Annotated in this window: 19 protein-coding genes; 11 read left to right on the top strand and 8 right to left on the bottom strand. The window is 68.3% G+C overall.

Annotated elements, in window-relative coordinates; all coding sequences use genetic code 11:
• Positions 1 to 11: 11 nt before the first annotated feature.
• Positions 12 to 1,352, top strand: coding sequence for a hypothetical protein (locus WKC72_RS14875; RefSeq protein ID WP_370183138.1), 1,341 nt, complete (start codon positions 12 to 14; stop codon positions 1,350 to 1,352).
• A 5-nt stretch (positions 1,353 to 1,357) separates the two neighbouring features.
• A complete protein-coding gene (locus WKC72_RS14870; RefSeq protein ID WP_370183137.1) occupies positions 1,358 to 2,806 on the top strand; it encodes a PQQ-binding-like beta-propeller repeat protein in 1,449 nt (482 codons plus the stop codon).
• A gap of 119 nt (positions 2,807 to 2,925) precedes the next feature.
• Here the strand turns inward: WKC72_RS14870 and WKC72_RS14865 are convergent, their stop codons facing one another.
• The 5 genes from WKC72_RS14865 to WKC72_RS14845 all read right to left on the bottom strand — a co-directional run bounded on the left by WKC72_RS14865 (position 2,926) and on the right by WKC72_RS14845 (position 8,818).
• On the bottom strand, positions 2,926 to 3,615 hold the full coding sequence (locus WKC72_RS14865; RefSeq protein WP_370183136.1) for a glycosyltransferase family 39 protein: 690 nt from the start codon (positions 3,613 to 3,615) through the stop codon (positions 2,926 to 2,928).
• Positions 3,616 to 3,681: 66 nt separating this feature from the next.
• The gene (locus WKC72_RS14860; protein WP_370183135.1) at positions 3,682 to 4,818 is read right to left on the bottom strand and encodes a methyltransferase; all 1,137 of its coding nucleotides are present in this window, start codon (positions 4,816 to 4,818) and stop codon (positions 3,682 to 3,684) included.
• An 81-nt stretch (positions 4,819 to 4,899) separates the two neighbouring features.
• A complete protein-coding gene (locus WKC72_RS14855; RefSeq protein ID WP_370183133.1) occupies positions 4,900 to 5,874 on the bottom strand; it encodes an NADPH:quinone oxidoreductase family protein in 975 nt (324 codons plus the stop codon).
• Positions 5,862 to 7,529, bottom strand: a complete 1,668-nt coding sequence (locus tag WKC72_RS14850) for an AMP-binding protein (protein ID WP_370183131.1) — start codon at positions 7,527 to 7,529, stop codon at positions 5,862 to 5,864. Before WKC72_RS14850 ends, WKC72_RS14855 begins: the two co-directional genes overlap by 13 nt.
• Positions 7,529 to 8,818 carry an MFS transporter gene (locus WKC72_RS14845; protein ID WP_037226973.1) on the bottom strand — a complete coding sequence of 430 codons (1,290 nt, stop codon included), beginning with the start codon at positions 8,816 to 8,818 and terminating at the stop codon, positions 7,529 to 7,531. Before WKC72_RS14845 ends, WKC72_RS14850 begins: the two co-directional genes overlap by 1 nt.
• A gap of 302 nt (positions 8,819 to 9,120) precedes the next feature.
• On the opposite strand from WKC72_RS14845, the gene WKC72_RS14840 reads away from it, so the two are divergent.
• From WKC72_RS14840 to WKC72_RS14810, 7 genes are all read left to right on the top strand, one after another.
• A complete protein-coding gene (locus WKC72_RS14840; protein ID WP_037226970.1) occupies positions 9,121 to 9,864 on the top strand; it encodes an SDR family NAD(P)-dependent oxidoreductase in 744 nt (247 codons plus the stop codon).
• Positions 9,865 to 9,907: 43 nt separating this feature from the next.
• Entirely contained in the window at positions 9,908 to 11,095 is a 1,188-nt protein-coding gene (locus tag WKC72_RS14835) for an acyl-CoA dehydrogenase family protein (RefSeq protein WP_128641758.1), read from the top strand.
• 64 nt (positions 11,096 to 11,159) lie between these two features.
• Positions 11,160 to 12,353, top strand: coding sequence for an acetyl-CoA C-acetyltransferase (locus WKC72_RS14830; protein ID WP_370183130.1), 1,194 nt, complete (start codon positions 11,160 to 11,162; stop codon positions 12,351 to 12,353).
• Positions 12,354 to 12,357: 4 nt separating this feature from the next.
• Positions 12,358 to 12,942, top strand: coding sequence for a TetR/AcrR family transcriptional regulator (locus WKC72_RS14825; RefSeq protein WP_128641756.1), 585 nt, complete (start codon positions 12,358 to 12,360; stop codon positions 12,940 to 12,942).
• Positions 12,943 to 12,996: 54 nt separating this feature from the next.
• The gene (locus WKC72_RS14820) at positions 12,997 to 13,572 is read left to right on the top strand and encodes a TetR/AcrR family transcriptional regulator (protein WP_037226962.1); all 576 of its coding nucleotides are present in this window, start codon (positions 12,997 to 12,999) and stop codon (positions 13,570 to 13,572) included.
• Positions 13,573 to 13,682: 110 nt separating this feature from the next.
• Positions 13,683 to 14,150, top strand: a complete 468-nt coding sequence (locus WKC72_RS14815; RefSeq protein WP_037226959.1) for a helix-turn-helix domain-containing protein — start codon at positions 13,683 to 13,685, stop codon at positions 14,148 to 14,150.
• 96 nt (positions 14,151 to 14,246) lie between these two features.
• On the top strand, positions 14,247 to 14,660 hold the full coding sequence (locus tag WKC72_RS14810) for an ester cyclase (RefSeq protein ID WP_037226956.1): 414 nt from the start codon (positions 14,247 to 14,249) through the stop codon (positions 14,658 to 14,660).
• 68 nt (positions 14,661 to 14,728) lie between these two features.
• On the opposite strand, the gene WKC72_RS14805 is transcribed toward WKC72_RS14810, so the two are convergent.
• Positions 14,729 to 15,823, bottom strand: coding sequence for a Glu/Leu/Phe/Val dehydrogenase (locus WKC72_RS14805; RefSeq protein WP_370183128.1), 1,095 nt, complete (start codon positions 15,821 to 15,823; stop codon positions 14,729 to 14,731).
• Between the two features lie 6 nt (positions 15,824 to 15,829).
• On the bottom strand, positions 15,830 to 19,342 hold the full coding sequence (locus tag WKC72_RS14800; RefSeq protein WP_370183126.1) for an indolepyruvate ferredoxin oxidoreductase family protein: 3,513 nt from the start codon (positions 19,340 to 19,342) through the stop codon (positions 15,830 to 15,832).
• Between the two features lie 138 nt (positions 19,343 to 19,480).
• On the opposite strand from WKC72_RS14800, the gene WKC72_RS14795 reads away from it, so the two are divergent.
• Both WKC72_RS14795 and WKC72_RS14790 read left to right on the top strand, forming a co-directional pair.
• Entirely contained in the window at positions 19,481 to 19,993 is a 513-nt protein-coding gene (locus WKC72_RS14795; RefSeq protein WP_005252722.1) for an Lrp/AsnC family transcriptional regulator, read from the top strand.
• A 23-nt stretch (positions 19,994 to 20,016) separates the two neighbouring features.
• A complete protein-coding gene (locus WKC72_RS14790; protein ID WP_005252720.1) occupies positions 20,017 to 20,478 on the top strand; it encodes a 6,7-dimethyl-8-ribityllumazine synthase in 462 nt (153 codons plus the stop codon).
• A gap of 83 nt (positions 20,479 to 20,561) precedes the next feature.
• Here the strand turns inward: WKC72_RS14790 and WKC72_RS14785 are convergent, their stop codons facing one another.
• A complete protein-coding gene (locus tag WKC72_RS14785) occupies positions 20,562 to 20,972 on the bottom strand; it encodes a PH domain-containing protein (RefSeq protein WP_370184367.1) in 411 nt (136 codons plus the stop codon).
• Positions 20,973 to 20,982: the final 10 nt, after the last annotated feature.

Below are 20,982 nucleotides of genomic sequence, written 5' to 3'. Positions count from 1 at the left end.
GGTGGGGGCACATGAGCGACGGGGCGGACAGGCGCAAAGACCGCTGGACGACGGCACTCGTCGTAGTGTCGATCATGGCGTGCGGGGTGATCGTCGCGGGATTGCTCGATTCCGGATCCGGCACGGCCACTGTCGAGGACGCAGCTGGGCTTCCGTCGTACGTCACCCCGACGGTCGAGTATCCCGTCGACATCCCCGGTTGCGCGACGGTGGAACCGCCGTCGGAAGGGGAAGCCTTCGCCATGTGGGTCGGAGGCGAGCAGAGTTACGACAACCCGCGTTACCCGTGGTTCTCGGCACTCAAGGCCTCGGCCATGACTGCCGCCGTCCAGGGCGCCCTGCCGGAGGCGGTGGAGATCCCCCTCGTCAGCCCCACGGAGTCGTTGCTGTTCGAGCCGATTCCGGAGTACGAGCAGCCACCGGACGTCGAGGACGACTTCGGCGGCGTCACCAGCGCTCGGGGACCACTGCTCCGGGACTCTTCCCCCGGGTCGCTGTGGTTGTCGGTCAGCAAGGCGGACAGGCCGATTCCGCCGTGTGTGGCCGGGGAACTCGACCGTCGCACGACGCTGCCCGACGGCACGGTGCTGGATGCGGACGACACGTGGTCCGAGTACGAGGGCCACCGCACACTGTCCCGGAGTGTCGCCGGCTACTTCCCGGACGGCACCTGGATCCACGCCAACGCCACCGACGAGAACTTCGCCGAGGCCGACCCGGGCAACAAGTACAGCGGCACCATCCCACTGACCCTCGACGAACTCACCGCCATCGTGCTGCGCCCCGAACTGCGGGTGAGCACACCCGTTCCATCGGGTACTCCACCTCCCCCGACATCATGCGGGTCCGGGATCGGCTCCGAGGACGACGGGCCGGCGCTGACCCACGCCGATCTGGACAGGCTGAATGCCGTGCTCGACGACGCCTGGCGCGACCGGAATATCGCGCTGTCGAAACCGCTCGGATCGCTGCAATTGGCCGAGTACAGCGACAACGCGGTGTGTGAGAGTGTCGACGTCACCACACCCGGATCCGAGGGGACCCTGCGGATCTCGATCGAGGGCGGCTACACCGTTCCGCCCGAGCCGGACAGGTACGACCCGTCCTACGACCCGCAGGCCGCGAAGGCCACCCGACTGCCGGACGGCTCCGTACTGGAGCGACGGGAGGGGTACACCTCCGCGGCGTCCGACCCCGGTGGACCCGCCGTCGACGAGGCCGGCCGTTACGTGACGCTGACACGGCCGTCGGGCATCCGGGTGTCGGTCAGCTCGACCTCCACGCTGCCGGCCAGCCCGCTCCCCTACGAGCTTCTCGAATCCCTGGCCACGACCCCCGGACTGGAGTTGTAGCCGACATGGGCCTCGACACGAGTACCCGAAATCTTTGGGCCGCAGCGCTCGTGGCGGCCGTGACCGTCGCCGGCGCCGTCGCCACCGTGATCGTGCACGAACCGGAATATCAGGAGGTGCACATCCCCGTGGTCACCGGCTTTGTGGGTCCCGACGCCCCGGAGGCGTCGCCCGGGGCACCGGGCCCCGAGTGGTCGCTGGATGCGGCAGCCACCTTCGATCGACAGTTCGCCGTCTTCCGCAACCCTGTGTACGGCAGCGGATTCGACTCGGGCGAGCCGGGATTCGTCGACGCCGGACAGGTGCTGGTCACCATGATCGGGTTGGTGAACCAGCAGACGTCCGGGCTGGACGAGACGCGGTTGGCCGGGGTGGACGCCGACACCGGATCGGTGCGCTGGGAGACGCCGGTCGAGTCGCTGGGCGGGTGCGCCGACACCCTCGCTGCCGGGCGGATGGTCTGTTACACGACTCCCTTCGAGGACGCACCCGTCATCCTGGCGGTCGACACCGAGAACGGCTCCGTGACCCGCACTCCCACCGATTGGACGATCCTCGCGATGACGGCTGCCGACGACTGGCTGTACGTGATGGAAGGCGACCCGGAATCCGACGATATCCGGGTCCACAGCGGTGTGCCCACCGACCCCGATGCCCGCTGGTCGCAGCGGTTCGACCTCGGCTCGGCGTGGGAGGACGCGTTCGGCAACCTCATGAGCACCGAGCACGGTCAGGGTGTGCTCGAACTCGGCGGGGAGGTGGCGGGGTTCGACCTCGCGACCGGGACACCGACGTTCACCCGCACTCTGCCCGACTGCACGCAGTCCGCCCGGGCCACCGAGGGCGGGGTGGTTGTCCGCGTCCACAGCGACTGCACCCTGAGCACGGTGCTGGGCTCCGAGGCCGTCGATCGCACCGGTCGCGTCCTCGCGGCATCGGACGTGGAGGCGGTGCACACCCTCGCAGCCGATCGCCCCGCCGACACCACGATTCCGGTGCTGCTCGGTGACGGCGCCTACGACCGGGCGACGGGCGAACTGCTGTGGACGAGCTCGGATCTCGTGTCGACGCCGCGAGTCAACACTCCGGAGTCGTACGGCCCGAACACCACGCAGGGCACCGCCGTCGCCGTCCTGGGGGATGTCGCGTTGCTGCGCGACTACGAGGGCAAGACGGAAGCCGCACTCGACCTGAGGTCCGGGAAACGGCTGTGGCAACGAAACTCCGACTCGTACGGCACCGTCGTCGCCGCAGAGGGCGACACCGCAGTGTTGCTCGAATCCGATGTCCTGCGGGCCGAGAACGTCCGGTCCGGCGAGGAACTGTGGGTACTCCCCCTGCGGACCGTGATCGACGACGACTCGTGGGGCAGCACACCCGTCGTCGCGGCGTCGGACACCCGCCTGGTCTACCTGACGTCGGGGACGATGGTCGGGTTGGGCGCGGCGAAGTGAGTCGCTACGCGGCGGGCCGGACGAAGTGGACGACCTGGCTGACGTTGAGCTGCCACCGCTCCTGAACGGCGAAACCGTAGGACCGCACGACGCGGAAGTTGGCGCCGAGCGCCACCGGATCACGGGAATCGACGGCGGACCCGGTGTGGCTGTCGACACCCGCGGAGCGGTCGGTCAGCAGCCAGATCGCCGGACAGCTCCTGATCTGGTCCGCGATGCGATCGGGCGCCAGCGTCTCGTCCCACAATCCGCCCAGTTCCGCGGCCGTCGATCCCCGCGAGATGTCGCGGAGGGCCGCGACGCACGGCCACGCCGAACACGACGGTCACCCACACCGCCAGCGCCGCGGACAGCGCATACGAGCGCGCCTCGATGCCGGCGGACGTCACCCGCGGCAGGATCGCGAACACGAGCGCCGCGACCAGCGCCACCCGTCGCGTCGACACCAGCTTTCCGAGCACGACGAGCCCGGCGGCGCCGATCCCCACGGCCACCACGCTGGGCAGTCGCACCCAGAACTCGGTCAGGGGGACGAGGCGCAGCCACGCATGCATTCCCAGGTAGTACGCGCCGTGGACGGCGTCGACGTCGAACAGCAACCGCACCATGTCGGGGATGTCGCGCCCCGCGACCGAGACGGTGGCCGCCTCGTCGTGCCAGAACGACGGCGACCAGGACCGGAAGCCCGAGATCGCGACCGCCACGAGTCCGAGGAGGAGCGGGTCGCACCATCTCGTGAACGCCCGAGTTCCCCGCTCCGCACCGGTGGGCCGCGACTCACTGGCCAGCACGGGCGGGGGCGACGTCATCTCGCGGTTCCTCGAGGTAGGTGAAATCAATGACCTACATGGAGACCGTTCCGGAGTGCGTCCCCGTTACCACCCGGCGGGCGAGTCCTGCGCACCGAGCCGCCACAGCGACGTCACTTCCCGCCTGCGCGCGGCGTGCAGCGCATCCGAACGGTCGGCGACCTTGCCATGCCGGGGCGCCACGTCGCGGCGCCCGAGGACGGTCAGTCCGGCGTCGGCGATCAGGGTCAGCAATTCCTCGCGGGTCCGCAGTCCGAGGTGCTCGGCGATGTCGGACAGGATGAGCCAGCCCTCTCCCCCGGGCTCGAGGTGCTCGGCCAAGCCGCCCAGGAAACCGCGGAGCATCCGGCTGTCCGGGTCGTAGATCGCGTACTCGATCGGCGACGTGGGGCGGGCGGGAATCCACGGCGGGTTGCACACGACCAGCGGTGCCCGGCCCGCGGGGAACAGATCCGTTTCCACCACCTGCACCTGACCGGCGTAGCCGAGCCGGTCCAGATTCGCCCGGGCGCAGGCGAGCGCGTTCGCGTCGAGTTCGGTCGCGATCACCTTCTCGACGCCGCGGTGCGCGAGGACGGCGGCCAGCACACCGGTGCCGGTGCCGATGTCGAACGCCGTTACGAGGGACGGGAGCGGGGTGTCGGCGACGAGGTCGACGTATTCGCCGCGAATCGGTGAGAACACGCCGTAACCGGGGTGGATGCGAGCCCCGAGGGCGGGGATCTCGACGCCCTTCTTCTGCCACTCGTGAGCGCCGATCGCCCCGAGCAGGTCGCGCAGTGTGGTGACCGTCGGCTGGTCTGTGGGTCCGTACGCCTCGAGCACCGCCTGCCGGACGTCGGGGGCGCGTCGCAGCGGGACGGTCTGGTCGGCGTCGAACGGCACCAGCAGCATCCCCAGGATCCCCGCCCGCCGCGACTGCGTCTGCCGGTGCAGATGGAACGCGGTAGCGGGGTCGGTGGACGTTTTGCGGGTCTTGCGGTCGGTGCGGGCGGCGACGGCGGTGCCGAGTTGGCGGGCGTTGTGGAAGTCGCCGCGCCACAGCAGCGCCGTCCCCTCACACGCCAGGCGGTAGGCCTCGTCGGCGGTCATCGAGTCGTCGGCCACCCGGATCTTCTTCGGGGGCGTCGCCCCGCTGGTGGACCGCCACACCGCCGAATGCTCGGTGCCGTCCTCGGTCCAGCGGACGAACTCGGTTTCCATGAGGGAGAGCCTAGGCCTACGGCCCGTGAGTGGTTAACGAGTGCAGGCACTCGTTAACCACTCACGGGCGGCGGAGCCGCCTCACCGGAGGGTGAGAACACTTTTCCCGACGGTTCGGCGGTGTTCGAGATCGAGCAGGGCCTCGGCTGCCGCATCGAACGGGTACCGCGTCGGCTCCGGAATCATCAACGCGCCCGACGACAGAAGTGGGAACAATTCGCTCCACTGCGCGGACAATCGTCCGGGGTCCTCGGCCCACCACGAGCCCCACGCGACTCCCACTGCGGACGCGTTCTTCAGGAGCAGTCGGTTCACCTTCACCGTGGGGATGCCCCGGCCGGTGAAACCCATCACGAGAATCCTCCCGCTCGTCGCCAGGGATCGGACGCTGTCGGTGAAGCGATCGCCCCCGACCGGGTCGACCACGACATCCACACCGCGGCCGTCGGTGATCGCGAGGACCTCGTCCCGCCAATTCCCGGTGGCCACGACATCGGAGGCGCCGAGACCCCGCACGTATTCCGCCTTCTCCTCACTACTGACGACCGCGATGGTCCGCGACGCACCGAGGTGAGGTGCCAGTGTGATCGCGGCGGTGCCGATGCCTCCCGCCGCGCCCTGGACGAGTACCGACTCACCCTCCTCGAGGCGTCCACGACGAACCAGCGCGAAATGCACGGTGAGGTAGTTGAACAGCAGTGCGGCGCCCGCGGACATCGAAATCAAGTCGGGAAGTGGAAAAGTCGTCTCCGGCGGCAGTGCGACGACGTCGGCCATCGCGCCCCCCACACCGGTCAATCCGACGACCCGGTCCCCGGGGGAATATCCGCTGCCGTCCGGCGCTGACCGCACGATCCCGGCGACCTCGCCGCCGGGGACGAAGGGAAGTTCCGGCTTGTACTGGTACAGGCCCTGGGTGAGGAGAAGATCCGGGAACGACACCCCTACCGCGTGAACCTCGACCAGGATCGCGAATTCGTCCGCGACGGGCTCGTCGACCTCGACCGGGGCGAGCGCCCGGGGACCGTCGAGCGCGGTGACCCTCATTGCGCGCATGCGGTTGCCCCTGTTGATGTGGTCGGGAGTTCGCGGACGGCCGCCCGGCGCAACTTGCCGACTTCGGTACGCGGGAGTTCGGGACGGAAGTCGACGACTTTGGGTGCCGCATAGGGTCCGACCCGCTGCGCGACAAGGTGTTTCAGTTGCGTGACGAGGTCGCTGTCGTCGGCCCGGGTGTCCGCGCGGACGACGACAACCCGGACCACTCCGCCGCGGATCGGATCGTCGTACGCGACTGCCGCGGCGTCGGCGACCGCCGGGTGCTGCAACAGCGCGTTCTCGACCTCGACCGGACTGATGTTGTGGCCCGACGCGATGATCATGTCGTCGTCCCGGCCGAGTATCTGCCACCGTCCGTCAGGGTCCGTGACAGCCCGGTCCTCGGTGAGGAACACGTCGCCGCGCCAGCGGTCGGCCCACAGATCGGGGGCGTTCTCGTACCCGCTGGACATCTGGTGCCGGGGCCGCCGTACCGCGATCAGGCCCGGTTGGCCCTCGGCCACCGGTTGACCGTCTCGGTCCGCGAGGAAGGTGTCGAAACCCGGAATCGTGGCGGACATCCAGCCCGGACCGGACCGCGTTTCGGTGCCCTGGGTGTCGCCCAGCAGCATGCCGACCTCGGACAGTCCGTACCCGTTGCGCACGGCGGGCGCACCGGTGCCGGCCCAGGCCGCCGCGACCGCGGCGGTCAGTGGTTCGCCGGCAGCGGCAACGGTCCGGAGCGTCGGCGGCACCCCGTCCTGCGCGAAGGTCGCCGTGAGTCGCCGCAACGCGGCCGGCGCGGTGGTGAGGATCGTGGCCTTCTCTTCCCGGATGACGCGATGCCAGGCCTCGGGGACGAACTTCCCGGAGTACATGACGCGCGGCACGCCCAGTGCCATGACGGCGGCACCGGTGCTGTACAGCCCGAATGCCCACGCCGGATCCGACGTCGAGAAGACGACGCTGTCGCGGGTCGCCCCGAGAACACTCTTCGCGTAGGGCAGGACGGAGACGAAAGTGGCGTGGGTCATGGTGCACGCCTTCGGTGTTCCGGATGTTCCGCTGGTGAACAGCAGGGTGGCGGTGTCCCCGAGTGCCGTGGTCGCGAGCGGGCCGTCGGCGTCGGCCCGCTCGACCTCCGTCCAGAAGGACCGGTCGCCCGTGCCGGCCGCGACGTCGCCGACGACGAACACGGCCGGATCGAGTCCGTGGGTCGCCTGCGCCTCCGCGAGCGACGGTCGGTACCGCTGATCGACCACGATCGCGCGGACTCCCGCCGCGTCGAGGCGCAGGCCGATCGCGTCCGGGGCGAACCCGCCGAACAAGGGCACGTACACCAGCCCGGAGCGCCACACCGCCAGTGCGGTGATCCAACTCTCGACCTGCCGCGAGAGCAGTCCGCCGACGCGATCTCCCCGCTTCAGCCCCGCGCAGGCGAACACCCGTGCCGCCTTGGCCGCGAGCCTGTCGAGTTCGCGGTACGTCCAGCGGTCGGCCGAGCCGTCCTCGTGCCGGACGGTGAGCGCCACCCGGTTCGGGTCGGTCGCATAGCGGGTGCAGATTTCGTGGGCGGTGTTGAAGTCGCCACCGAACGGGTCTCGGTCCAGCAGGGATTCGATGTCCTGCCAGGCGCCGGCGAGTGCGGACGTGGCGAGTCTGTCGAGAGGCATCAGTGATTCACCTTTGCAGTTTTCGTCAGGGTCAGGACCAGCACGGTGATGGCGCACGCCGCGGCGATGTACGCGGCCAGGGCCCACGACCCGTCCGTCTCGGCAGCGATCGCCACCGCGATGAACGGTGCGGGAGCGCTGAAGACGACACCACCGAACTGATAGGCGACGGACGCGCCGGTGTACCGGACTTCGGCCGGGAACAGACCGGTGACGTATCCGGCCACCGCGGAATAGGTGACGGCGTGACCGATGGTGATGATCAGAATCATCGCCAGCAGGACGGCGACACCCGCGCCGGTCGACAGCAACCAGAAGAACGGGTACGCGATCGCCGCCATGTAGAGGGACCCGTAGATCAACATCTTCCGTGCTCCGATCCGGTCCGCGATCATCGACGCGTAGGGCACGGACAGGATGTCGAGGACACACGCGACGAGGATGCTCAACAGAATCGTCTGCCGCGAGATTCCGAGTTCCTTCGGACCGTACGACAGGACGAAGACGGTGACAAGGTAGAACGGCACGAGGGAGGCGGCCTGGGTGAGAATCCCGACGCCCAGCGCGCGCTTCTCGCCCCGCAGGACCGCGAGGATCGGGAAGTCGGCAATCTTCTTGTTGCGCTTGACGTTCTCGAACTCCGGCGATTCGACGACCTTCAGTCGCACGTACATTCCGACCGCGACCAGCCCGGCGCTGGCCAGGAACGGCAGCCGCCATCCCCATGCCTGCACCTGATCCTCCGGAAGCTGCTCGACCAGGAGGAACGCGAGCGTCGCGAGTACGAGTCCGGCAGGAACGCCGGCCTGCGGCCAGCTGCCGTAGAACGCCCGCTTCTCGCGCGGTGCGTGTTCGACGGCCATCAGTACCGCGCCGCCCCATTCTCCGCCGACCGCGAAGCCCTGTGCCAGGCGCGCGAGGACGAGCAGCACGGGCGCCGCGAGACCGATCGCTCCGTAGGTGGGGATGAGTCCGATCGCGACCGTCGACGAACCCATCAGCACCAGGGAGAACACCAGCATCTTCTTGCGGCCGATCCGGTCTCCGAAGTGCCCGAAGACGATCGCGCCTGCGGGACGCGACACGAACGCGACACCGAATGTCGCGAACGCTGCCAGCGTTCCCGACAGCGGACTCAACGACGGGAAGAACGCCTTGCCGAATACCAGGGCGGCCGCGGTCCCGAAGATGAAGAAGTCGTACCACTCGATCGCCGTTCCGACGAAGGACGCGAAGGCAACCTTCCGGGGTTTGACCCGCGTGACCTCCAGGTCGTCGATGACTCTCATATCGAATCTCCCATCGCTGCTGATGTGGGGCGGTGCGGTTGCCGTGTGTCGATCCGGTGCCACCGCGGTTGTGAGCGGGCCGTCGGGCCTCGTCCGGGATTCGCCGATCGGACATCGTCCGCGCCGTCACCCCGTGTGGCCACGGTCACAGGTCTAGCACATCCCGGACGTCGAACGCAAGACGTCTTGTACCGATCGATCCATGTTCGGACCTCGCTTAATAAACGAGCATATTCACAGTTCAACGAGATATTCGCGAAGATCCTGGACTATTATTGGATCGATCAGTACATTTTCCGTTCATGAACGAGAACGATCACGACGACACCCGCGTCGCGCTGGTCTCCGGCGGCTCCCGCGGCATCGGGGCCGCCGTCACCACAGCCCTGACGCAGCGCGGCTGCCGAGTGGGATGCACGTACCGAACCGGACGTGACGACGCCGAGAAACTCGCCGCAGACGCCCCCGAACAGGTGCTCCCGATCCGCTTCGACCTGCACGACGACACCACGGCGCCCACCGCGGTGGAACGCGTCGTCACCCACTGGGGACACCTCGATTCGCTCGTCCTGAACGCGGGCCAGTGGTCGGGCGGGCGGCTCGTCGAGACGGATCCGGACGCCTGGTGGAGCGTGATAGAGACGAACCTCCGAGGCACCGTCGCCCTCGCCCGGGCCGCCCTGCCCCACCTCGCGCACGGCAGGTCACCCAGCATCGTGCTGGTGTCGTCGGTCGTCGGCCTGATCGGTCACCCCGGCGACACCGCGTACGCGGGTGCGAAGTCCGCGATGATCGGCTTCGGTCGGTCGCTCGCCAAGGAGGTCGCGCGTGACGGCATCCGGGTCAACGTGCTGGCCCCCGGCTTCGTCACCACCGACATGACCGACGCGGTGCCCGACTCCGCACGCAGGCGCATCGAACGAGAAACCGTCCTCGGCCGATTCGGCACCGTCGACGAAATCGCGAAGGCCGCAGTCTTTCTCAGCGAAGACGCCACATTCTGCACAGGCTCCGTCCTCACTGTCGACGGTGGCTGGGCGCTGTGACACACCACGACCGCAACGACCAACAACGAAGGGAATCAACACCATGACCGCGACACTCACGCATTCGGTCGGACTTCCGGAGTCGGAGTACCTGACGCTCCGGGACCGCATTTTCGAGGCGATCTGGTCCGAACTCGATCCGCTCGAACAACGGATCGAGGACGACGAGCAGGTTCCACACGACATCGTCATGCCCATCCTCGAGCGGATCGGCGCACTCGGTCTGCTCGTCCCCCGCGAGTACGGCGGCAGCGGCCTCTCGATCGCCCAGTACCTACCGATCATCGCCGAGTTCGCGAAGGTCCAGGGCGGGCTCCGGGTCATCGTCCACGTGCACAACTCCTTCGCCCACGCGCTCTCCGAGATCGGCAGCGACCGGCAGAAGGCGGACGTGCTGCCGGGCACGGCCACGGGCCGGAACTCGGTCGCGTTCGCGTTGACGGAGCCGGGTTTCGGGACGGGCGCGGACCTCGGGTCGACCGCCGTGCGCGACGGCGACGACTACGTTCTGAACGGCGAGAAGTGGTTGATCACCAACTCGGACATCGCCTCTCACTTCATCGTCTTCGCGAAGACGACCGCCACGGACGTCTCCGCGTTCCTCGTCCCCCGCGAGACCGCGGGTCTCTCGATCGCAGCGCTTCCCGAGACGATGGGGTGCAAGGGCACCGAGCACGGACGCGTCACCCTCGATTCCGTCCGCGTTCCCGCCACCGCCCTCGTCGGCGCCGAAGGACAGGGAAACGAGCACCTCGAACGCGCACTGGAGATCAGCCGCGTGTTCATCGCCGCGAGTTCGCTCGGCACGTCCGAGCGCGCCCTCGAACTGTCGATCGCCCACGCGAAGAGCCGTGTCACGTTCGGCAAGCCGATCGGCACACGGCAGGCCATCCAGCGCTACCTGGCAGAGATGGCTACCGACGTCTATGCCCTGCGCGGGATCCTGGCCGACGCTGCACAGAAGTGGGATGCGGGCGAACGGATTCCAGCCGAGGCCAGCATGTGCAAGCTGTTCGGTCTCGAGGCCGTCGGCCGGGTGACCGACCGGGCACTGCTCATTCACGGCGGAATCGGATACACGCGCGCGCACCCGATCGAGCGCCTCTACCGCGACGCCCGCCTCAATTGGCTCGAGGAGGGGACACCGACGATCCAGTACCTGGTCACCGCGGGACGTCTGCTCGACGGGTACGCGTTCTCCGACGCCTTCGAGACGTCGCGCAACAACTGACATCAGCCGCCCTGCGGCCGGGAACGGGCGCAGGGCGGCACCACGCTCTCGAAGGAGACGAACAATGACGGACCACGACCCCACCGTCCTCGTCGCGGGGGCACGAACCCCGTTCGGACGCTTCATGGGATCGCTGTCGAGCCTGAGCGCCCAGGAACTGGGTAGCCACGCGATCGGTGGTGCGCTGCAATCCGCCGGCGTCGACGCACACGCCGTCGACCACGTCGTCATGGGCCAGGTGCTCACGGCAGGCAGCGGCCAACTGCCGGCGCGTGTCGCGGCGGCGGCCGCCGGAATCCCCATGACGACACCGGCACTGAACATCAACCGGATGTGCCTCTCCGGAATCGACGCGATAACGCTGGCGCACCAGATGATCGTCGCCGGCGACGCCGACATCGTGGTCGCCGGCGGTCAGGAATCGATGAGCGCTGCGCCGCACCTCCTGAGGAACAGTCGTCGCGGGCACAAGTACGGCGACACGGTTCTGATCGACCACCTCGCGTTCGACGGGCTCCAGGACGCGTTCACCGGGTCGTCGATGGGGGCGCTGACCGAGTCGAGGAATCCCGAGTACGGGATCACCCGGCAGGCCCAGGACGAGTGGGCCGCACGCTCGCACCGTGCGGCCGCACGCGCGCGCAAGGACGGTGTCTTCGCGGCCGAGATCGTTCCCGTTCCGGTCACGTCCGGTCGGGGTGAGTCGACCGACGTGAGCCACGACGAGGGCATCCGGGCCGACACCTCGGCAGTGGACCTCGCCGGTCTGCCTCCGGCTTTCGCCGCCGGCGGCTCGCTGACGGCGGGCAACTCGTCACCGATCTCCGACGGGGCCTGTGCCGTCGTGGTCACGCGGAAGTCGACGGCCGTCCGGCTCGGACTGTCGTGGCTGGCCGAGATCGGATCGCCCGCCGTGGTCGCGGGGCCCGATTCGGGTCTGCACGAGCAGCCGTCGAACGCCATCCAGGCCGCGTGCCGACGCGAGGGGATCGCGCCGCGCGACCTCGATCTCGTCGAGATCAACGAGGCGTTCGCCGCGGTCACACTCGTCTCGTCCGAACGCCTCGGTCTCGACGCTGACCGGGTGAACGTCAACGGCGGCGCGATCGCGCTCGGCCACCCGATCGGCGTCTCGGGGGCACGGATCGTCCTGCACCTCGCGCTCGAACTGCGACGCCGCGGCGGTGGCGTCGGCGCAGCGGCGCTGTGCGGTGGCGGCGGCCAGGGGCAGGCCCTGATCGTGCACGTCGAACGGTGATTCGATGAGCACCAAATACGAGCTCAACCGCGCCGAAATTCTGCGCGTGTCCGCCGAGCTGTTCGCGCGGTCGGGCTACCACGGCACCGGGATCGCCGACCTGGGCACGGCGGTGGGGCTCGGCCGCGGGGCGCTCTACCACTACATCGGCAGCAAGGAGGAGGTCCTGTTCGCGATCAGCAGCCGGCAACTCGCGCAGATGAACGACGTGGCCGACGAGCTCGCCCTCACCGAACCGGATCCGGAGCGCCGCCTCCGCGGTCTCGCTCGGGCCCTGCTCCGCAACGTCGCCGAACACCGCGCGGAGTGGACGGTGTTCTTCCGCGAGTACCACGCCCTGACCGGCGATCGGCGTGCGAGGGTCGTCGCGGCACGCGAACGGTACGAATCGCATTGGCGGCACGCGTTCGACCAGGGTGTCCGGGAGGGGGTGTTCACACTGTTGCCGCCGTTGATGATCAAGGGTGTGCTGGGCATGTTCAACTACAGCTACCTCTGGCTCACCGCCGACGGGTCCCGCACCCCCGAGGAGATCGCCGACGGGTTTCTCGACGCCCTGATCACCGGGCTGGCCGCGCCGAACCCGTGATCCCGGCCGTCTAGACTCACATCTTCGACCGCCGGGAGACAAAGGGGCCCTTCGATGAGCGACAAGTACGACGCCAACCGGGACCGAGTCCTGCAGGTGGCCGCCGAATTGTTCGCGAAGTCGGGCTACCACGGCACCGGGGTCGCCGAGATCGGTGAGGCCACCGGGCTGGGCCGGGGCGCGCTGTACCACTACATCGGCAGCAAGGAGGCGATTCTCTACGAGATCAGCAGCCGGCAACTCGCGCAGATGAACACGGTCGCCGACGAACTCGCGCTGTCCGAGGCGGATCCGGAGAAGCGGCTGCGCGGCCTCGCACGGGCGCTCATGCGGAACATCGCCGAACACCGTGCGGAGTGGACGGTCTTCTTCCGCGAGTACCACGCCCTGACGGACGAGCGTCGGGATCGCATCATCGCCGAACGTGAACGCTACGAGTCCCATTGGCGGAACGCGCTGGAGCAGGGCATCCGCGACGGACAGTTCCGTACCCTCCCGCGGCTGATGGTCAAGGGCCTGCTGGGCATGTTCAACTACAGCTACCTTTGGATCACCCCCGCGGGCGCCGAGACACCCGAGGAGATCGCGGACGAGTTCCTCGACGCGGTCGTCACGGGGATGCGGGCGTGAGGCGCTTCGCGCCCGTGCGCGGTTAGCGAGTCTCTGCACTCGTTCGCCGCGCACGGGCGGCGGAGCCGCTGGCTTGGACGCACCAAGCCAGTGAGGACTATCCTCGTCGCATGAGCCCGTTGCCGGCAACCCCTGCCCGTTGCTCCATCGCGCGCACCCTCGAACTCCTGGGCGACAAGTGGACGCTGCTCATCATCCGCGACGCCTTCTGGGGCCACAGCCGATTCTCCGAGTTCACCCGCAGTCTCGGGGTGGCGTCCGACGTGCTCACCGCACGGTTGGCGATGCTCGTCGACGAAGGAATCCTCGAACGCCGCGCCTACCGCCAGGAAGGGTCGCGGGAACGTCTGGAGTATGTGCTGACCGAGAAGGGCAAGCAGCTGCATGTCGTGATCGGTGCACTGGGCCAGTTCGGTCGCGACCATCTGCCGCGTCCAGGTAGCACCTCCCCCGAGTACACCGACGAGACCACCGGCGAGGCCGTGTCCCTCGCTTTCGTCACCGACGACGGTCGACGTGTTCCGGCATCGGCCGTGCATGTGCAACGGGGAACGCCGGCGGGCGAGTCGCAGGGTTAGCCGCACCGCCCACCGCACACTCATGAAAACGAGCGCGCGACCTCGCCATATCCGTGCTAACTTGGAAATACCAAGTTAGCGAGAGGCAAGGAAACCATGTCTGTACAACACGGAGTTCACGCAGTCGAGAATTTCTGGGCCCGGGTGTGGCAGTCACCCCAGGAGCCTCACGCGATCGACGAACTCGTCGTCGACGATTTCGTCATCGTCACCGGTGGAGAGGCGATCCGCGGCCGTGACGCCTTCAGGGAATGGGTGCTGAAGTTTCAGTCGACCGTAGAGGATCTGGAGTTCATCCCCGTCGAAACGTTCCAGAACGAGGACGGTTCCCGCGTCGCGTCGCTGTGGGAAATGACCGGCCGCAATCGCGGATTCATGGGCACCGAACCCGACGGGCAACCCATTCATCTGACGGGCACCGCGGTGTGGAACGTCCGGGCCGACGGGATGCTCGAATCCAACCGCGTCGAGCGCAACGCCTGGGAGCTGCACCGGCGGCTGACGGCCTAGGCGCTTCGCGCCCGTGAGTGGTTAACGAGTGCAGAGACTCGTCAACCACTCACGGGCGGCGGAGCCGCCTACCTGGCTGCTGCGATGCGGGCCTCGGCGACAGCGTCGGCCGCGGCGCCGGCGAGGATGCCGTCCCGCTTCGCGACGTCGAGGATCTGCACGACGGTGGCGAAGATCTTCTCGACCTGCGCGCGGACGTCGTCGGCGGACGTGCCGAGCCGCTCACCGGCGACCTGGATGAGTCCGCCGCCGTTGGCGACGTAGTCGGGAACCCAGGTGATGCCGCGTTCGCCGAGGTCGTGCTCGACCGCGGGGTGGGCGAGCTGGTTGTTCGCGGCCCCGCAGATCACCTGGGCGGTGATCGCGGCGACGGACTCGTCGGTGAGCGTGGCGCCCATCGCGCAGGGTGCGTAGACGTCGAGTTCCTGGTCGATGACGCTGGACGCGATCTTGACCTCGGGGAAGTCGCGGGCCACCCGGTCGAGTGCGGCGGCGTTGACGTCGGTGGCGACCACCGATGCGCCGTCGGCGAGCAGCAGCTTGATCAGCTGGTACCCGACCTTGCCTGTGCCCTCGACGCCGACGGTGCGGCCGGCGAGGCTCGCGGTGCCCCAGTTGGCCTGGGCGGCGGCGCGCATGCCCTGGAATACGCCGAGCGCGGTCATCGGGGCGCTGTCGCCGGACCCGCCGGCGGACGTGTTGCGTCCGACGACGAAGTCGGTGGCGCGGCCCATCACGTCGAGGTCGTCGGAGTTGGTGCCCACGTCACCGGCGGTGATGTACCGGCCGCCGAGCGTCTGGACGAACCGGGCGTACGCCTCGAGCAGCGCCTCCGACTTTCCGGTGGCCGGGTCGCCGATGATGACGGCCTTGCCGCCGCCGAGGTCGACTCCGGCGATCGCCGACTTGTAGGTCATGCCCCGCGACAGGCGCAGCACGTCCTTGAGGGCGGCGGCCTCGTCGGCGTACGGGTAGAAGCGGGTGCCGCCGAGGGCCGGTCCGAGGGTCGTGTCGTGGATCGCGACGATCGCCTTGAGTCCGGTGGCGGGGTCCTGGAAGAACGTCACCTGCTCGTGGGCGGTGTCGGTGGGGAAATCGGTGCGCTCGAACACTCCAGCGTTGTCGGGCAGTGCGGTGTCGTGACGTTCCGCGGTGAGAGTCATGTCTTCTCAGGACCTTTCCGGAGTGGTGGCAATCGTGATGGTGGAGGTGTCGACGCCGAGTTCGGCGAGACGCTGGAGGTAGACGGTGACGTTGCGCAGCTTCACGTCCTCGTAGCCCCGGACGAGGTCGGGAGTCGCGGCGATCAGCGTTGCGGTGTCGTAGGTGTCGGCGGAGAGGTCCGCGAGGAGCCCGGCCACCGTGGTCTCGTAGTGCGCGAGCAGCTGACGCTCGAGACGCCGGACCTTGGCGTAGCCGAACGGGTCGAACGCGGTGCCGCGCAGGAACTTCGCCTTGGCGAGAGTCTTGAGCGCCACGTGCGAGCGGGGTCCGAATCCGATCTTGGTCTTGCGGCCCATGGCCTTGAGGACGGGCGGGTGCAGCTTGTAGGTGAGCTTGCCCGCGCCGGGGACCTCGCCGGCGGCGGCGTCGAGGAACGCCTGGTCGGTGAGCATCCGGGCCACTTCGTACTCGTCCTTGTAGGCGGTGAGCTTGTGCAGGCCGGCGGCGACGGCCTCGCTGAACTCGGTCCGGCTGCCCAGCTCACGCTCCGCGTCCCATGCCTGCTGCACCAGGGCGATGTAGCGGGCGGCGACGCGGTCGCCCTGGAAGGCAACGAGGTTCGCGGCGCGGCGTTCGGTGAGCTCGAGCGTCGTACCGTCCAGGGTGGATCCGGCGAACAGGTGCGCCGGGACGACGGTGTCGCTGCGCTGCGGCACGGCGGCCGAGCTGGTGGCGGCGAGGAAGGCCGCCCGGTCGGCGACGGCGACGCGTCCCCAGTGGAACGCGGCCTTGTTGGACTCGACGGCCACGCCGTTGATCTCGAGGGCTTCCTCGATGAACCGGGCGGGGACGGGCAGTCCACCGGCCTGGTAGGCGGCGCCGACCAGCAGGAAGTTGGCGGCGGCGGTGCTGCCGAACAGTGCGGTGGCGGCGGCGAGCCCGTCGATCGCGGTCAGTTCGCGGGCCGAGACGTCGAGACGCTCGAGCAGCTTGTCCTCGTCCGGGTAGCGGACGGCGGGGTCGTAGACCATGTCGCCCGTCGGGGTCTGGCTGGTCGACGCGACGGTGATGGTGCGCTCGGAGCTGCCGAAGCCGGCGTACTTGGCGTCGGCCGCCGTCAGCAGGTCGAATGCGAGGACGCAGTCGGCGGTCGCGGGGCTGATCCGGTTGGACGGCGCCGAGCTCCCCGAACGCGTCTTCTGATCGCTGAGCCGCAGGTGCGACGTGACGGGTCCGGCCTTCTGACTGAGACCGGTCTGGTCGAGTCCCTCGACGTGCAGCCCGGCGCGCAGGGCGGCCATGCCGAGCACCTGGTTGACGGTGACGATGCCGGTACCACCGACACCGGCCATGAACAGGTTGTGCGTTCCCGTCCACACGGCCGGATCGGGGTCGCCGACCTCCGGCGGAGCCGGGATCTCGCGCAACGTCTTCGGTGCGCCTTCCTCGGGCAGCTCGACCGTCACGAACGACGGGCAGTCGCCCTCGAGGCAGGAGTAGTCGGTGTTGCAGCTGGTCTGGTCGATCTTGGTCTTGCGGCCGAATTCGGTGTCGACGGGCTGCACGGACAGGCAGTTGGACTTGACGCCGCAGTCGCCGCAGCCTTCGCAGACGGCCTCGTTGATGACGACGCGGGTGCGGCGAGCGGGCAGCTTGCCGCGCTTGCGCTTGCGGCGGGCCTCGGCGGCGCACTGCTGGTCGAAGATCAGCACGGTGACGCCCTCGATGTCGCGGAGGACGCGCTGCGCCTCGTCGAGCCGGGTCCGGTCCCACAGCAGCGTGTTGGCGGCGAAGTGGGCGCCCTTGTGCCGCTTGGGGTCCTCGGCGCAGACGATGATCTGCTTGACGCCCTCGGACGCCAGCTTGTGGGTCAGCTGCGGCACGGTCAGCCCGGCCTCGGCGTCCTGCGCGCCGGTCATCGCGACGGCGGAGTTGTAGAGCACCTTGTACGTGATGTTGACGCCGGCGGCGACGCACGCCTGGACGGCGAGCTGGCCGGAGTGGAAGTAGGTGCCGTCTCCGACGTTCTGGAACATGTGCTTGACGTCGCTGAACGGGGCCTGCCCGATCCACTGCGCGCCCTCGCCGCCCATCTGGGTGAGCATGGTGACGGCGCTGTCGGTGCGGCCGGACATCGTGACCAGGGTGTGGCAGCCGATGCCGCCGCCCGCGATCGATCCCTCGGGCACCGCAGTGGAGCGGTTGTGCGGGCAGCCGGAGCAGAAGTACGGGGTGCGCGACGTCGGGAGGACGGTCAGCTCGAGGCGCGGCGGCGGGGCCGGCGTCAGCGCGACCCGGTCCTTGAGGACGCGGCGCAGCGGTCCGGTGAGCCGGGCGGCGGTCAGTTCACCGTCGACGGGGATCAGGTTCTTGCCCTGCGCGTTCTTCTTCCCCAGCACGGCGGGTGCGCTGGCGCCGCCGTAGAGGATGTCCTTGAGCTGCGACTCGACGAACGGCATCTTCTCCTCGACGACGAGGACCTGTTCGACGCCGTCGGCGAGTTCGCGAACCTTGTCGGCGCCCAGCGGGTAGGGCATACCGACGCGGAGGATGCGGATGCCGGCGTCCTCGAGCTGGGAGTCGCCGAGCCCGAGGTCGAGCAGGGCCTGGCGCAGCGAGTCGTAGGCGGTGCCGACGGCGGCGATGCCCAGCCACGCGCTGCGCGGGTTCACCTCGATCTTGTCGATCTCGTTGGCGGCGTTGAACGCCTCGACCATCGCCCAGCGCGGCCCGTACAGGTCGGCCTCGGCGTAGACGCTGTCGGGCGGGGACGCGAGCACACGCTGCCGGTACGACCACGGCTTGCCGTTCCACTCGATCTCGGGGAGCACGATGTCGAGGTCCGCGAAGTCGCGGTCGAGGGTCCAGAGGCCGTCGGCCACGTCGGCGACGATCTTCATGCCCGACCAGCATCCGGAGATCCGCGACAGCGCCACACCGTAGAGGCCGAACGTGATGACCTCCTCGGCGTTGCGCGGGAAGAACACGGGCATGCCCATCGCGGCCATGGACCGCTCACTGGCGCAGGGGATGGTGGAGGACTTGGCGTTGGGGTCGTCGCCCACGAGGACGAGGACGCCGCCGCGGGCATTGGCGCCGTACATGGCGGCGTGCCGGATGGAGTCGCTGGCGCGGTCGAGACCGGGGCCCTTGCCGTACCAGACGCCGACGACGCCGTCGTGGGTGCGCTCGCCCTGCGGGAGGTCGACCTGGCTGCCCCAGACGGACGTCGCGGCGAGTTCCTCGTTCATGCCGGGCACGAACTTCACGTCGTGGTCGGTGCTCAACGTGGGGATGGCGGCGATGGTGCGGTCGAGGCCGGCGAGGGGGCTGCCCTGGTAGCCGGAGACGAACGTCGCGACGTTCAGCCCCGCGCGGCGGTCGCGTTCGTGCTGCTCCACCAGCTGGCGGGCGATGGCCTGGACACCGGTCATCAACACCGGGCCCGAGTCGGCCCGGTATCGGTCGGCGAGATCAAAGGATGCTGCACTGGTGCGAGCGTCGTCTAGCTGAGTCATCTGCGATTCCCGATCCGTCGCGTTGAGCATTTCGTGAGCTTGATCCTGTATCTGGTCTAAGATTTGGTCAACGCAAATCGCATCAACTGATCAGTTCACGCAACAGGTGACGGTCGTCACTTCCCGGAGGTACCCAAAGTGCTCAGCATCGACAAGCTCGACGTGCAGTTGCTCGGACTGCTCGGCAAGGACTCACGCATGAGCGTGGCCGAACTCGCCAACTCGCTGGGCGTCGCCCGCAACACCGTCCAGTCCCGGATGAAGCGCATGGAGACCAGCGGACTGCTCACCGGTTTCCGCCCCAACCTCGACCTCGCCGAGGTCGGGATTCCCATCCAGGCGTTCGTCGGGCTCGAACTCGAACAGGGCAAGCTCACCGCCGTCGGCAATCGCCTCGTCGACCTGCCGGAGGTCATCGAGATCCACGCGACCACCGGCCGCGAAGATCTGCTGGTGCGGGTGGCCACGTCCACGCACGCGGAGCTGCAGAAGTTGCTCGAGAAGATCGCGAACCTGCCCGGAATCACGCACTCGACCACCACCATCGCGCTGACCAGCCCGCTGCCGTACCGGATTCAGCCGCTGCTCGAGCACCTCACCGACGACTCCGGGTGGGGCCGGTCCACGGCACTGCCCCGTTCACAGCGGTAGCACCGGTGCAGTAGTTTCAGACCATGAGTGAGAGTCAGGGACGGATCGCGTTCATCCAGGCCACGTGGCACCGCAACATCGTCGACCGCGCACGCGAGGGTTTCACCGACGAGGTGAACACGCTGGGGTATTCGAAGGACGAACTGGACTTCTTCGAGGTGCCGGGCGCGTTCGAGATCCCGCTGCACGCACGCCGCCTCGCCCTCACCGGGCGTTACGACGCCGTCGTCGCCGCCGCACTCGTCGTGGACGGTGGCATCTACCGGCACGAGTTCGTCGCGACCGCGGTGATCGACGGCCTCATGCGCGTGCAACTCGACACGGACGTGCCGGTGTTCTCGGTTGTGCTGACGCCGCACCACTTCCACGAGCACGACGAGCACCTGAACTACTTCCACGACCACTTCGTGAAGAAGGGCGCCGAGGCCGCTCGCGCCTGCGTCGCCACCGTCACGTCGCTGAAGTCGCTGCCGACTGCGAACTGAGATTCGCCCACTCCGAACCGCAACGAGGAAACCACCGTCAGTACGTACCGACGGTGGTTTCTCGTATCGGAGGCTTGCTGCCGCTACACGGCGACGAAATGCGACAAGATCGCCTGCACCTCATAAATGTCCACGGACTTCGAGAACTGCTTCTGCAGCGGCACCGGATTGCTGGAGATCCAGATCTTCAATTCGGCGTCGAGATCGAAGTTTCCGGCGGTCTCCACCGCGAAATGGGTGATCGATTTGTAGAGCACGCTGTGGTATTCGATCTTCTTGCCGGTGAATCCCTGCTTGTCGACGAGGATGAGTCGTCGGTTGGTGAACAGGAAAGCGTCGCGAACCAGCAGATACGCAGCGTGGATCTGCTCACCGTTTCCGAGGAGTCGCGAGTACTCCGCGTGCGCAGCCGCCGGGTCGATCTTTCCCGCATTCCCATGAGGCCGTTCATCAAGCCCATTTTCATCTCCGCGATTCCACTCGAATGTCGACAGTCACGCTGGC

Origin of the sequence: Rhodococcus wratislaviensis, from assembly GCF_041228765.1 — a bacterium.
Taxonomy (GTDB): Bacteria; Actinomycetota; Actinomycetes; order Mycobacteriales; family Mycobacteriaceae; genus Rhodococcus_F; species Rhodococcus_F wratislaviensis.
This window is presented reverse-complemented; position numbering and strand designations above follow the sequence as displayed.

What these genes read in the sequence shown, in the direction of transcription:
- WKC72_RS14860 (WP_370183135.1), bottom strand. Translation starts at nt 4,818, where the DNA reads ATGGAAACCGAGTTCGTCCGCTGGACCGAGGACGGCACCGAGCATTCG.
- WKC72_RS14790 (WP_005252720.1), top strand. Translation starts at nt 20,017, where the DNA reads ATGAGTGAGAGTCAGGGACGGATCGCGTTCATCCAGGCCACGTGGCAC.
- WKC72_RS14855 (WP_370183133.1), bottom strand. Translation starts at nt 5,874, where the DNA reads ATGCGCGCAATGAGGGTCACCGCGCTCGACGGTCCCCGGGCGCTCGCC.
- WKC72_RS14865 (WP_370183136.1), bottom strand. Translation starts at nt 3,615, where the DNA reads ATGACGTCGCCCCCGCCCGTGCTGGCCAGTGAGTCGCGGCCCACCGGT.
- WKC72_RS14810 (WP_037226956.1), top strand. Translation starts at nt 14,247, where the DNA reads ATGTCTGTACAACACGGAGTTCACGCAGTCGAGAATTTCTGGGCCCGG.
- WKC72_RS14875 (WP_370183138.1), top strand. Translation starts at nt 12, where the DNA reads ATGAGCGACGGGGCGGACAGGCGCAAAGACCGCTGGACGACGGCACTC.
- WKC72_RS14815 (WP_037226959.1), top strand. Translation starts at nt 13,683, where the DNA reads ATGAGCCCGTTGCCGGCAACCCCTGCCCGTTGCTCCATCGCGCGCACC.
- WKC72_RS14840 (WP_037226970.1), top strand. Translation starts at nt 9,121, where the DNA reads ATGAACGAGAACGATCACGACGACACCCGCGTCGCGCTGGTCTCCGGC.
- WKC72_RS14850 (WP_370183131.1), bottom strand. Translation starts at nt 7,529, where the DNA reads ATGCCTCTCGACAGACTCGCCACGTCCGCACTCGCCGGCGCCTGGCAG.
- WKC72_RS14830 (WP_370183130.1), top strand. Translation starts at nt 11,160, where the DNA reads ATGACGGACCACGACCCCACCGTCCTCGTCGCGGGGGCACGAACCCCG.
- WKC72_RS14835 (WP_128641758.1), top strand. Translation starts at nt 9,908, where the DNA reads ATGACCGCGACACTCACGCATTCGGTCGGACTTCCGGAGTCGGAGTAC.
- WKC72_RS14820 (WP_037226962.1), top strand. Translation starts at nt 12,997, where the DNA reads ATGAGCGACAAGTACGACGCCAACCGGGACCGAGTCCTGCAGGTGGCC.
- WKC72_RS14825 (WP_128641756.1), top strand. Translation starts at nt 12,358, where the DNA reads ATGAGCACCAAATACGAGCTCAACCGCGCCGAAATTCTGCGCGTGTCC.
- WKC72_RS14845 (WP_037226973.1), bottom strand. Translation starts at nt 8,818, where the DNA reads ATGAGAGTCATCGACGACCTGGAGGTCACGCGGGTCAAACCCCGGAAG.
- WKC72_RS14805 (WP_370183128.1), bottom strand. Translation starts at nt 15,823, where the DNA reads ATGACTCTCACCGCGGAACGTCACGACACCGCACTGCCCGACAACGCT.
- WKC72_RS14870 (WP_370183137.1), top strand. Translation starts at nt 1,358, where the DNA reads ATGGGCCTCGACACGAGTACCCGAAATCTTTGGGCCGCAGCGCTCGTG.
- WKC72_RS14800 (WP_370183126.1), bottom strand. Translation starts at nt 19,342, where the DNA reads ATGACTCAGCTAGACGACGCTCGCACCAGTGCAGCATCCTTTGATCTC.